Source organism: Pseudomonas sputi (assembly GCF_021603585.1).
In the GTDB taxonomy this organism is placed as follows: Bacteria; Pseudomonadota; Gammaproteobacteria; order Pseudomonadales; family Pseudomonadaceae; genus Aquipseudomonas; species Aquipseudomonas sputi.
Genome location: NZ_BQHI01000023.1, coordinates 55126 through 67758, shown reverse-complemented (window position 1 = coordinate 67758; position 12633 = coordinate 55126). Strand labels below are relative to the sequence as shown.

The following is a 12633-nucleotide window of genomic DNA, read 5'->3' as shown; positions in this document are numbered from 1 at the left end:
CCCCATGCGCGTACTAACCCCCCTCTGCAGCGCGGTTTTGCTGGCCATGGCTTGCACTTCCCAAGCCCAGGCCATGAACCTCACCGAAGCGATCCAGAGCACCATCGCCACTCACCCCGAACTGGCTTCGCGCGTGGATGCGCGCCTGTCGGCTGATGAACAGGTGAAGGTTGCCAAGGGCGGCTTCTATCCGTCGGTGGATCTGAACGCTTCTTACGGGCGTGGTTACAGCGACAACACCAATACCCGGGCCTTCGGTAACCATCACACCGAAATCCTCAACTACACCCAGTCCGAGCTGCGTCTGCGGCAGATGCTGTTCGACGGCTTCAACACCGCCAACGAGGTCGAGCGCACCAAGGGCGTTTCCAACTCGCGTGCCTATTACGCACAAGGCACCGCCCAGGACCTGGCCCTACGCACCATCGAGGTCTACCTCGAAGTGCTCAAGCGTCGCGAACTGGTGACCCTGGCCAAGAACAACCTGCAGGCGCACTTGCGGGTCAACGACCAGATCGGCCTGCGCACCGAGCGCGGGGTGGGCAGCACCGCCGACTCCGATCAATCGGTGGCCCGTAAGGCGCTGGCGCAGAACAACCTCGACACCGCCGAAGTCGATCTGGCCGACGCCGAGTCGAACTTCTACAGCGTGGTCGGACGCATGCCCGATGAGCTGGAGACCCCGGCCTCGACCCGCGGCGAATTGCCCGCCACCCTGCCTGAAGCCCAGCAGAGCATGGTCGAGAACAACCCATACCTGAAATCTGCCCAGGCCGATGTGCAATCGGCCGAGAGCCAATATGAAGTTGCCAAGTCGCCGTTCTACCCACGCTTCGACGCAGAAGCGGCCGTCGGTGCCAACAACAACGTGCAGGGCGACGAGGGCCACGACAACGAATGGCGGGTCGGCGTGGTGATGAACTACAACCTGTTCCGTGGCGGCAGCGACAAGGCGCGACTGGCCTCCGACGCGCACCAGATCAACCAGGCGATGGACATCCGCAACAACGCCCTGCGCCAGCTCAACGAGAACATTCATCTGGCCTGGAACGCCATGCTCAACGCCAGGAAACAGACCCCGACCGCCCGCGAATACGCCGAGACCACCAAGCGCGTACGCGCCGCCTATCAGGATCAGTTCGGCCTCGGTCAGCGCACCCTGCTGGACGTGCTCGACAGTGAAAACGAGCTGTACAACGCCAACCGTCGCTACACCGAAATCCGCTACACCGAGGAATATTCGATGTACCGCGTGCTGGCGAACATGGGCCAGTTGTTGAGCAAGCAACGGGTCGTGCTGCCCGCCGATGCGATTGCCGCGACCGAGGTGAAGAACGAAGCACGCCTGCCCGAACTGAAGTAGTCCCGCGTGCGGGCGCTGCCGAAGGCCGCAACCTGATCGTTCCCACGCTCTGCGTGGGAATGCCTCTAGGGACGCGGAGCGTCCAGTGACGCGGAGCGTCACGGGCTGCATTCCCACGCAGAGCGTGGGAACGATCAGTACGGTTGAACGCCTCGCAGTAACACAGGGTTGATGTGGATAGCCGAGCCAGCTCAACGGGAGCGATCAATATGACCAGCATGCAACCCGGTAACACCGGGATCGATCCGCGGCTGAGCTTCGATGACCCGTTGCTCGACGGTCTGTTGATCCTCTGCAAACTCCACGGCGCGACGGTCAGCCGCGCCAGCCTGAGCGCCGGGCTGCCCCTGGACAAACAACGCCTGAGCCTGGACCTGCTGCCCCGCGCCGCAGCCCGGGCCGGGTTGCAGGCGCGCTTGCTGCGCCGGGAACTCAAGGACATTTCACCGCTGAACCTGCCGGTACTGTTGCTGCTGGATAACGGGCGCACGGCGGTGCTGCGGCGCTTTAGCGAAGACGGCAAGGCGCTGATCCTGCCCAGTGAAGCCGACGGTGGCGAGCAATGGGTCAGCCGCGAAGAACTCACCGAACACTACAGCGGCCAGGCCTTGTTCGCCCGGCCACGGCATGAACTGGAAGACCTGCGTTCACCGTTGGTGCCGCGGGTGCAGGCGTGGTTTCGCGACACCCTGAAGCTGTCGAAATGGCTGTACAGCGACGCGATCCTCGCCAGTTTCCTGATCAACCTGCTGGGCCTGATGGTGCCGCTGTTCGTCATGCAGACCTACGACCGCGTGGTGCCGAACCAGGCCACGTCGACCCTGTGGGTATTGGCGATCGGTCTGCTGATCGGCACCGGGTTCGAACTGGTGCTGCGCGTGGTGCGCGCGCACCTGCTGGACACTGCCGGCAAAAAAACCGATGTGATCCTTTCCGCGACCTTATTCGAGCGCATCACCGGCATGGCGATGAAGGCCCGGCCGGCGACCATCGGCGGTTTCGCCCAGAGCATTCACGACTTCCAGGGCCTACGGGAGTTTCTCACTGCCGTGACCCTGACCAGCCTGATCGACCTGCCCTTCGTGGTGTTGATGCTGGTGGTCATCGGCCTGCTCGGTGGCTGGCTGGTGGTGATTCCGTTGCTGGCGTTTCCGATCACCATTGTTTTCGCAATGATCATTCAGGCCCGTCTGCGCGACACCGTGCAGAAAAGCCTGAGCCTCGGCGCCGAGCGTCAGGCGTTGCTGATCGAAACCCTCGGCGGCCTGGAAACCCTCAAGGCGTGCAGCGCCGAAAGCGAGCGCCAGCACAAATGGGAAAGCACCCACGGCGCCCTCACCCGCCTCGACAGCCATGCGCGCAACCTCTCGGCGCTGGCCACCAACGGCACGTTGTTCATCCAGCAGTTTTCGGGGATGGCGACGATTGTGGCCGGGGTCTACAGCATCATCGCCGGCAATCTCAGCGTCGGCGCACTGGTGGCGACTTACATGCTCGGCAGCCGCGTGCTCGCGCCGCTCGGCCAGATCGCCGGGCTGATTACCCGTTACCAGCAAGCGCAACTGACCATGAAAAGCACCGACGCGCTGATGTCCCTGCCCCAGGAGCGCGATGGCAAACAACGGCCACTGGAGCGCACGCAACTGCAAGGCGCGCTGGAGGCCAACGCGGTGACCTTCCACTACAACGGCCAGAACGCCCCGGCTCTGAGCAACGTCAGCTTCAGCGTCAAACCCGGCGAACGGATCGGCATCATCGGCCGCAGCGGCTCTGGCAAAAGCACCCTGGCGCGGCTGGTAATGGGTTTCTATGAACCGGAAGAAGGCCAATTGCTGCTCGACGGTCTCGACCTGCGGCAACTGGATGTCGCCGACCTGCGCCAGCAGATCGGTTACGTCGCCCATGACCTGCCGCTGCTGGCCGGCAGCCTGCGCGACAACCTGACCCTCGGCGCCCGCTATATCAGCGACTCACGGATGCTCGAAGTGGCCGAACTGACCTGCGTCACCGAGCTGGCCCGGCAGCATCCGCAAGGCTTCGACCGGCCGGTGGGCGAGCGCGGGCAATTGCTCTCCGGTGGCCAGCGTCAGGCGGTGTTGCTGGCGCGGGCGCTGTTGCTCGACCCGCCGATCATGCTGCTCGACGAACCCACCAGCGCCATGGACAACAGCAGCGAAGACGTCCTGCGCCAGAAACTGCACGGCTGGGTGCAGGGCAAAACCTTGCTGCTGGTCACCCACCGCACCTCGATGCTGAGCCTGGTGGATCGGTTGCTGGTGCTGGACAACGGCCGGATCGTCGCCGACGGTCCGAAAGAAGCGGTCATTGATGCGCTGCGCAAGGGCCGGGTCGGCTCGGCAGCGGTCTAGGAGTTGCCCCATGTCTGCTTCCTCCTCTTCAAAACCCCGCGGGTACTTCGACAGTTTCGGTAAAAGCGCCGAAGCCGAATTCATGCCGGAAACGGCCAGCGCTTCGTTGCAGGACTCGCCGCGCTGGTCGCGGATTACCGTGTGGCTGGCAGCGGCGCTGCTCATCAGTGCGCTGGTCTGGGCCAAGTTCGCGGTGTTGCAGGAAGTGACCATGGGCGAAGGCAAGGCGATTCCGTCGAGCAAAGTCCAGGTGATCCAGAACCTCGAGGGCGGGATCGTCACCGAGATCTTCGTGCGCGAAGGGCAGATGGTCGACAAGGGCGACAAACTGCTGCGCCTGGACGACACGCGGTTTCTGTCGAACAAGGGTGAGAGCGAGGCCGATCGCTATGCCCTGACTGCACAGGTCGAACGCTTGTCCGCCGAAGCCGAAGGCCGGCCGTTCAAGCTGTCGGACGAGGTGATCGCCAAGGCCCCGCAAGTGGCTGAGGACGAGCGCTCGCTTTACGAACAACGGCAACGGCGGCTGGCCAGCGAACAGCGCACTCTGAGTGAACAACTGCGGCAGAAGACTCAGGAGCTGGCGGAGTTTCGCTCGAAACAGGGGCAATACAGTTCGAGCCTGGCGCTGGTCAATCAGGAAATGAACATGTCCGAACCGCTGGTCAAGACCGGTGCCGTGTCGCCGGTGGAGATCCTGCGGCTCAAGCGCAGCGCCGTGGAAATTCGCGGTTCCCTGAACGCCACGACGCTGGCGATTCCCCGCGCCGAATCGGCCATCGCCGAGATCCGCAGCAAGATCGACGAATCGGAACAGACCTTCCGCTCCGAAGCGGCCAAGGAGCTCAACGAGAAACGCACCGACCTGTCGAAAATCACCGCGTCGAGCATCGCCATCGACGACCGCGTCAGCCGCACCACCGTGACCTCGCCGGTGCATGGGGTGATCAAGCAAATGAAGGTCAACACCATCGGCGGCGTGGTGCAGCCGGGCAGCGACATGGTGGAAATCGTGCCGCTGGAAGACAACCTGCTGATCGAAGCCAAGGTCCGACCGCAGGACGTGGCGTTCCTGCATCCGGGCCAGAAAGCCATGGTCAAGTTCAGCGCCTACGACTACACCATCTATGGCGGGCTCAGCGCCAGACTTGAGCTGATCGGTGCCGACACGATTACCGATGACAAGGGCAACAGCTTCTACCTGATCCAGGTGCGCACCGACAAAAACCACCTGGGCGGGGATGTGAAACCGCTGCTGATCATTCCGGGGATGGTGGCGACGGTGGACATCATCACCGGGGAGAAAAGCGTGCTGGATTACCTGCTCAAACCGGTGCTCAAGGCCCGGACCGAGGCGATGCGCGAACGCTAATTATCCGGAGCTTGTGATCGTTCCCACGCTCCGCGTGGGAACGATCAGTACCCGTCCGATCAGCCTCCGTGATTCTTCTGGAAAGTCGCCTCCCCCATCGCCGCAATCTGCCCTTCAATCAACGCCTCGAACGGCTTGAGCAGCGGCTCGAACGACGCCGGCGCTTCCAGCGTCTGCAACGCTTGCACAATCGCCTCGATCGTCGACAACGCCCCCGGCCCCGGTGCCTTGCGCAGCCGATACCGCGAAACCCCGCCTTCCGCCAGCGTCACCCGTGGCAACGCCGCCAGCAAGGGATTGAGGTGCAGCATCTTGCGCGCCTTGCGCCAGGTGCCGTCCGGCACCACCAGCAACAGCGGCTCATCGGACGCGGCGTAAGCCTGCATCGGCTGCGCATCGTCCGCCGGAAACAGCAACCGCGCCCGATACCCCGGGCGATTCAACAGCGCGGGCAGATCCTCGAACACCTCCCCGACAATCAGTTCGGCATTGTTCAAACCGAGCGCCGCCAGCCGAGCGGTGTTGAGCGCATGACTGACCTCGCTCGGGTGCTGCAACAGCAACACCCGGGTGCGACTGTCGAGGCTCGGGATCAGTGGGCACAGGCAGTGGGTTTGTGGGCGCAGGCAGCGCGGGCATTGGGGTCTGGACATTGTCTTATGCCTGATTGAGCTGCGCTTTGAGCAAGTCGCGGAAGGTCTGGATCAGCGGCTCGCGGCTGCGGCCACGGCGCATGATCATGGAAAACGGCGCCTGATAGCCGAAGGTGGCCGGCAGCAGCACCCGCAGGTCGCCCTTGTCGGCCCAGGCCTGGGCGTAGTGCTCCGGCAGGTAACCGATGTAGGCGCCGGACAGCACCAGAATCAGCTGCGCTTCCATACTTTCCACGGTCGCGGCGCTGTGTTTGAAACCGTGACGGGCCAGTTCGGCCTGGCTCCAGTAACCGCGTCCGACCATGCGTTGCTGGGTGATGACCTGTTCGGGAATCCGCCGTTCGTTGAACAGCGGGTGCCGGTTGCTGCAATACAGCCAATGCTGTTCGCGATACAGCGGCATGTACACCAGACCGCTCATGCGCGTGGAAAACGCCCCGATGGCCAGGTCGAGGCGATTGTCCTGCACGCCGAGTTGCAGTTCGTAGGGGCTCATCACCGACAGATGCAAATGCACCGCCGGGTGTTCCTGGCTGTAGGCACCGATGGCTTCGGCGAACGGCAAGGCCTTGTCGCTGACCGTGGAGTCGATCACCCCCAGATTGAGGGTGCCGCGCAATTCACCCTTGAGCGCGGCGGCGTATTGCTCGAAACCTTCGAGCTCGGCCAGCAGGCGCAGGGTTTCCTGATGGAACAGCTCGCCCTTGCTGGTCAGGCTGAAACCGCCGCGCCCGCGATGGCACAGCACCAGACCCAGCGCGGCTTCGAGCTGGCTCATGTAGGTGCTGATCGCCGAAGTCGACAGGTTGAGTTCCTGCTGCGCGTTGGCAAACCCCTGATGGCGCACGACGCTGACGAAGATGCGCAACAGTTTCAGGTCGGGTAAAGCGTTGGCCATGTCTACTCCAAGGATCGTTCTCCATAGATCGTTCCCACGCTCCACGTGGGAACGATCAGCGAGAAGTCTATCCATCTACCTCTCATTAGTTTAGAAATTTCTGAACTAAGTATTTGCCCGTAGCGATTCTTCCGCCCCACTACATTTCGCAGAATCGGCCCACAGCGGTGGCCGTGACCTTGCGAATGCGGTGCGCCGACATAAATAAAACAAAGACGATGAGGCCCTACCCGTGGACAAGATTCTTCACCAACCACTGGGCGGCAACGAAATGCCGCGCTTCGGCGGCATCGCCACCATGCTCCGACTCCCCCATGTACCGACCGCTGCCGGCCTGGACGCCGCCTTCGTCGGCGTGCCACTGGACATCGGTACTTCGCTGCGCCCCGGCACCCGCTTCGGGCCGCGCGACATCCGCACCGAATCGGTGATGATCCGCCCGTACAACATGGCCACCGGCGCTGCACCGTTCGATTCGCTGTCGGTCGCCGACATCGGTGACGTGGCGATCAACACCTTCAACCTGCTCGATGCCGTGCGCATCATCGAAGAAGCCTACGACAACATCCTCGAGCACAACGTGATTCCGATGACCCTGGGTGGCGACCACACCATCACCCTGCCGATCCTGCGCGCCATCCACAAAAAGCACGGCAAGGTCGGTCTGGTGCACATCGATGCTCATGCTGACGTCAACGATCACATGTTCGGCGAGAAAATCGCCCACGGTACGACCTTCCGTCGTGCGGTCGAGGAAGGTCTTCTGGACTGCGACCGCGTGGTGCAGATCGGTCTGCGGGCACAGGGCTATACCGCTGACGACTTCAACTGGAGCCGCGATCAGGGCTTCCGCGTGGTGCAGGCCGAAGAGTGCTGGCACCAGTCGCTGGCACCGCTGATGGCCGAAGTGCGCGAGAAAGTCGGTGGCGGCCCGGTGTACCTGAGCTTCGACATCGACGGCATTGACCCGGCCTGGGCGCCGGGCACCGGCACCCCGGAAATCGGCGGTCTGACGACCATTCAGGCGATTGAAATCGTTCGCGGCTGCCAGGGCCTCGACCTGATCGGCTGCGATCTGGTAGAAGTCTCGCCCGCTTATGACACCACCGGCAACACCTCGCTGCTGGCCGCCAACCTGCTGTACGAAATGCTCTGCGTACTGCCGGGCGTGGTCCACCGCTGAGGGTCGGGTCATGCACGAACGTGATCAGGTTCTGAAAGCGGCCGCCGATCTGGTGTCCGCCTTCGCCCGCAACGATCGCGAAGCCTACTTCGGCGCGTTCAGCGCCGATGCCAGCTTCGTGTTCTACACCCTCGAACAGCCCCTGCTGTCGCGCGATGCCTATCAGGCGTTGTGGGACAGCTGGCGCGCCGAGGATGGCTTTGAGGTGCTGTCCTGCACCTCGAGCAACGCCTTTGTCAGCCTGCAGGGTGACGTGGCGATTTTCATCCATGACGTGGCCACCGAGCTGCGCATGCAAGGGGAGCAACACTTCAGCCAGGAGCGCGAGACGATTGTTTTCAGGAAACAAGCGTCGAGCCTAGAACAACAAGGCCATTGGCTGGCCTGCCACGAACATTTGTCCGCAATGCCGGAAGGGCTGCCACCCCCTTAGCCAAACAGGTGACGCCTCACGCACGATGAGCGCGCCTTTATGATCGGAGCAGATCATGAATAACAACAACAACGACCAAAGCCTTACGCAGATTGAAACCCACGGGGTCGAACAGATCCCGGACAACGAACGCACCGCCGGTCCCGTGGACTTGTTCCGCATGATCTTCGGCGGCGCGAATACCTTTGCCACCGCCGTGCTCGGCAGTTTCCCGGTGTTGTTCGGCCTGTCCTTTCAGGCCGGCGTCTGGGCGATTGTCTCGGGCGTGCTGCTTGGCTCGCTGATCCTCGCACCGATGGGCCTGTTCGGCCCGCTCAACGGCACCAACAATGCCGTGTCGTCCGGTGCGCACTTCGGCGTGCACGGGCGGATCGTCGGTTCGTTCCTGTCGCTGCTGACCGCCATCGCCTTCTTCTCGCTCTCGGTGTGGAGTTCGGGGGATGCGCTGATCGGTGGTGCAAAACGCCTGATCGGTCTGCCGGAAACCGACCTGACCCTGGGCCTGGCCTACGGTCTGTTCGCGATTCTGGTGCTGACCGTGTGCATCTACGGCTTCCGCTTCCTGCTGTGGGTGAACAAGGTCGCGGTGTGGAGCGCGAGCCTGCTGTTCCTGCTGGGCATCTTTGCCTTCGCCGGTCCCTTCGATTCGCACTACGCCGGCACCGTCAGCCTCGGCCAACCGGGCTTCTGGGCCGCGTTCATCGGCGCCGCGCTGGTGGCCATGAGCAACCCGATTTCCTTCGGTGCGTTCCTCGGCGACTGGGCCCGCTACATCCCGCGTGCAACCTCGCGGCAGCGGATCATGGCGGCGGTGATTCTGTCGCAGATCGCCACCTTCATCCCGTTCCTGTTCGGCCTGACCACCGCGACCATCGTGGCGATCCAGGCGCCGGACTACATCGCAGCCAACAACTACGTCGGCGGTCTGCTGGCGGTGTCGCCGAGCTGGTTCTTCCTGCCGGTGTGCCTGATTGCAGTGATCGGCGGCATGTCCACCGGCACCACCTCGCTGTACGGCACCGGGTTGGACATGTCGAGCGTGTTCCCGCGCCTGCTGTCGCGAGTCAAGGCGACGTTGCTGATCGGCGTGCTGTCGATTGCCTTCATCTTCATCGGGCGCTTCGCGGCGAACCTGGTGCAGAGCGTGTCGACTTTCGCGGTGCTGATCATCACCTGCACCACCCCATGGATGGTGATCATGATCATCGGCCTGGTGGTGCGTCGCGGCTTCTACTGCCCGGACGACCTGCAAGTGTTCACTCGCGGTGAGCAAGGCGGACGCTATTGGTTCAGCCACGGCTGGAACTGGCGCGGTCTGGGCGCGTGGATCCCGAGCGCGGCGGTCGGCCTGTGCTTCGTCAACCTGCCGGGGCAGTTCGTCGGCCCGCTCGGTGAACTGGCCGGCGGCATCGACATCAGCCTGCTGGTGACCCTCGGTCTGGCCTCGGTGATGTACCTGATGCTGCTGAGCCTGTTCCCGGAACCGGCGCTGGTTTACGGCCCGAAGGATCCAAGGAGCAAAGGCGCGCACGCGCCGGCTGAAGCGGCGCTGCGTCAGGCCGCCTGAATAAACGAATTGCCTGTGGGGGTCAGCCTTCTCCCACAGTGTTCCACCCCATAAAAAAGACAATCGGAGACACGCCATCATGGCTTTGGATTTATTCGTCGTCCTCATCTACGCCGCCGGCATGCTCTTGCTCGGCTACTTCGGCATGCGCAAGGCCAAGACCAACGAGGACTTCCTGGTCGCCGGGCGCAACCTCGGGCCAAGCCTGTACATGGGCACCATGGCCGCGACCGTTCTGGGTGGCGCGTCCACCGTCGGCACCGTGCGCCTGGGCTATGTGCATGGCATTTCCGGTTTCTGGCTGTGCGCGGCACTGGGTTGCGGCATCGTGGCGCTGAACCTGTTCCTGGCCAAGCCGCTGCTGAAACTGAAGATCTACACCGTCACCCAGGTCCTGGAAAAACGCTACAACCCGATGGCCCGCTCGGCGAGCGCGGCGATCATGCTGGCCTACGCGCTGATGATCGGCGTGACCTCGATCCTCGCCATCGGCACCGTGCTGCAAGTGCTGTTTGGCTTGCCATTCTGGATTTCGGTACTGCTCGGCGGTGGCGTGGTCGTGGTGTACTCGGCCATCGGCGGCATGTGGTCGCTGACCCTGACCGACATCGTCCAGTTCATCATCAAGACCGTCGGCCTGATGTTCATCCTGTTGCCAATCTGCCTGTACAAAGTCGGCGGCTGGGACGAACTGGTGCTGAAACTGCCGGCCACCGCCTTCAACTTCACCACCATCGGCTGGGACACGATCATCACCTACTTCATGATCTACTTCTTCGGCATCCTGATCGGTCAGGACATCTGGCAACGGGTGTTCACCGTCAAGAACGAAAAAGTGGCTCAGTACGCCGGTAGCTTCGCGGGCATCTACTGCATCCTCTACGGTCTGGCCTGTGCCCTGATCGGCATGGCGGCGCACGTGCTGATCCCGGATCTGGACAACGTCAACAACGCCTTCGCCGCGATCGTCAAACTGTCGCTGCCGGACGGCATCCGTGGCCTGGTGATCGCTGCTGCATTGGCCGCCATGATGTCCACCGCCAGCGCCGGCCTGCTCGCCGCCGCCACTACCCTGACCGAAGACCTGCTGCCGAAACTGCGTGGCGGCAAACAGTCGAGCCTGGGTGTGAACCGTCTGTTCACCCTGCTGACCGGTGTCGTGGTGCTGGGCATCGCGCTGGTGGTCAACGACGTGATCAGCGCCCTGACCCTGGCTTACAACCTGTTGGTGGGCGGCATGCTGATCCCGCTGATCGGCGCGATCTTCTGGAAACGCGCGACCACCGCCGGCGCCATCGCCAGCATGGGCCTGGGTTTCGCCACTGCCCTGCTGTTCATGTTCAAGGACGGTCTGGATGCCAATACCCCGATCTACTACAGCCTGGCGGTGGGTCTGGTGAGTTTTGTAGTGGTCAGCCTGATGTCGCGTCGCCCAAACGTAGTGGCGAACGCAATCTAAGCTGAACACAACGACTTGATGCTTTCTTCGGCGGGTGTGGCGTCGGTTGCCACACCCGTTTTTTTCGTCTCAAGGAAAGTGCCTATGAAGATTGTTTCTCGCGATCAGTGGTTCGAAGTGCAAACCCTGAGCGACGGCATTCGCCTGATTCACGAGCCGTACATCCGTCCCTTCTACCGCTGCAACCTCTGGCATGTTCAGGGGCGGGACAAGGATCTGTTGCTCGACAGCGGTTCCGGGCTGGTCAGCCTGCGCGAGCAACTGCCGTGGCTGACCGAGCGGCCGCTGGTGGCGGTGGCCAGTCATTGCCATTTCGACCACATCGCCGGGCATCACGAGTTTGCCGAACGGCTGGTGCATCCCGCCGAGGCGGACATCCTTGCAGCGCCGGATGGCGAGAACGATCTGAGCCGGGCCTTCGTCGGCGACGACATGTTCGAGGCGCACCCGGACTGCCCGTTGTGCTACGCCGAATACCGGGTCAAGGCGGCACCGGCCAGCGGGTTTGTCGAGGACGGCGATGTGCTGGACCTGGGCAATCGCACGCTGCAGGTGCTGCACACGCCGGGACATTCACCGGGCGGGATCAGCCTTTACGAAGCGGCCAGCGAAACCCTGTTCAGCGGCGACATCATTTACGACGGGCCGTTGATCGAGGACGCCTACCATTCCAACCTCGACGACTACGCCGCCAGCCTGCGGCGCTTGCAAGGGCTGAAGATCCGCACGGTGCATGGCGGGCACTTCGGCAGTTTTTCCGGCGCGCATCTGCGCGGGATGATTGACGAATGGTTGCGTCGGCACGCCTGAGGCCTGCTGTACTTCAATCAGGTCAACCACAGTAAAGATCTGCCATGAGAAGAGCTGCCGTGCGTGCTGCCGTGCACCGGTTCATCCTGCGCCTGCTGGAAAACCGTGAATTCGACGACCACACCAGCCTTGCGCAACTGGGGCTGGAAAAAGCGGATATCGAAGATCTGATCTTCCATCTGGAAGACGAATTCGGACTGACGGCCTTCACCGCCGAAGAGGACCGGATGCTCAAGACCGCGAAAACCGTGAATGACCTGAGCCGGTTTCTGATGGAAATCGAGCGTCACTGAAAACAAAAGATCGCCTCCGGCCGCCACTCCATGGAGCGACAGCCGGAGGCGATCTCTTGTCGTTTAAATCCTTTGATCCTTCAAAGCGGGGCATTACCGCCGACGTGGCTGACGCCGACGCTGTTCGTCATCGGTGCGAATCGGGACCGGTTGCAGAGGCGGTTCGATCAAGCCGAGGGCAACACCCAAATCGTGCAGCCAGTTTTGAATTTTCTCTTTCATCGTCATGCCCC

Annotated in this window: 12 protein-coding genes; 9 read left to right on the top strand and 3 right to left on the bottom strand. The window is 62.6% G+C overall.

Annotated features, from left to right (window positions below):
* Positions 1 to 4: 4 nt before the first annotated feature.
* The 3 genes from L6D81_RS23550 (at position 5) to L6D81_RS23540 (ending at position 5104) form a co-directional block, all read left to right on the top strand.
* The gene (locus tag L6D81_RS23550) at positions 5 to 1363 is read left to right on the top strand and encodes a TolC family outer membrane protein (RefSeq protein WP_236182134.1); all 1359 of its coding nucleotides are present in this window, start codon (positions 5 to 7) and stop codon (positions 1361 to 1363) included.
* Positions 1364 to 1572: 209 nt separating this feature from the next.
* The gene (locus tag L6D81_RS23545; RefSeq protein ID WP_236182133.1) at positions 1573 to 3732 is read left to right on the top strand and encodes a type I secretion system permease/ATPase; all 2160 of its coding nucleotides are present in this window, start codon (positions 1573 to 1575) and stop codon (positions 3730 to 3732) included.
* A 10-nt stretch (positions 3733 to 3742) separates the two neighbouring features.
* Entirely contained in the window at positions 3743 to 5104 is a 1362-nt protein-coding gene (locus L6D81_RS23540) for an HlyD family type I secretion periplasmic adaptor subunit (protein WP_236182132.1), read from the top strand.
* A gap of 59 nt (positions 5105 to 5163) precedes the next feature.
* On the opposite strand, the gene L6D81_RS23535 is transcribed toward L6D81_RS23540, so the two are convergent.
* Positions 5164 to 5757: a tRNA-uridine aminocarboxypropyltransferase gene (locus tag L6D81_RS23535; protein ID WP_236182131.1), complete on the bottom strand. Its 594-nt coding sequence runs from the start codon at positions 5755 to 5757 to the stop codon at positions 5164 to 5166.
* 4 nt (positions 5758 to 5761) lie between these two features.
* On the bottom strand, positions 5762 to 6655 hold the full coding sequence (locus L6D81_RS23530; RefSeq protein WP_039772530.1) for a LysR family transcriptional regulator: 894 nt from the start codon (positions 6653 to 6655) through the stop codon (positions 5762 to 5764).
* A 232-nt stretch (positions 6656 to 6887) separates the two neighbouring features.
* Between L6D81_RS23530 and speB the strand changes: the two genes are divergently transcribed.
* From speB to L6D81_RS23500, 6 genes are all read left to right on the top strand, one after another.
* Positions 6888 to 7838, top strand: coding sequence for an agmatinase (speB, locus tag L6D81_RS23525; RefSeq protein ID WP_236182130.1), 951 nt, complete (start codon positions 6888 to 6890; stop codon positions 7836 to 7838).
* 10 nt (positions 7839 to 7848) lie between these two features.
* Positions 7849 to 8271: a YybH family protein gene (locus L6D81_RS23520; RefSeq protein ID WP_236182129.1), complete on the top strand. Its 423-nt coding sequence runs from the start codon at positions 7849 to 7851 to the stop codon at positions 8269 to 8271.
* Positions 8272 to 8326: 55 nt separating this feature from the next.
* Entirely contained in the window at positions 8327 to 9838 is a 1512-nt protein-coding gene (locus tag L6D81_RS23515) for a purine-cytosine permease family protein (protein WP_236182128.1), read from the top strand.
* A gap of 79 nt (positions 9839 to 9917) precedes the next feature.
* Positions 9918 to 11297 (top strand): sodium:solute symporter family protein, encoded by a 1380-nt coding sequence (locus L6D81_RS23510; protein ID WP_236182127.1) that lies wholly within the window; start codon positions 9918 to 9920, stop codon positions 11295 to 11297.
* 84 nt (positions 11298 to 11381) lie between these two features.
* The gene (locus L6D81_RS23505) at positions 11382 to 12107 is read left to right on the top strand and encodes an MBL fold metallo-hydrolase (RefSeq protein WP_236182126.1); all 726 of its coding nucleotides are present in this window, start codon (positions 11382 to 11384) and stop codon (positions 12105 to 12107) included.
* Positions 12108 to 12151: 44 nt separating this feature from the next.
* Positions 12152 to 12400, top strand: coding sequence for an acyl carrier protein (locus tag L6D81_RS23500; protein ID WP_236182125.1), 249 nt, complete (start codon positions 12152 to 12154; stop codon positions 12398 to 12400).
* A gap of 93 nt (positions 12401 to 12493) precedes the next feature.
* On the opposite strand, the gene L6D81_RS29555 is transcribed toward L6D81_RS23500, so the two are convergent.
* A complete protein-coding gene (locus tag L6D81_RS29555) occupies positions 12494 to 12622 on the bottom strand; it encodes a PA1414 family protein (RefSeq protein WP_003184145.1) in 129 nt (42 codons plus the stop codon).
* Between the last annotated feature and the right edge of the window lie 11 nt (positions 12623 to 12633).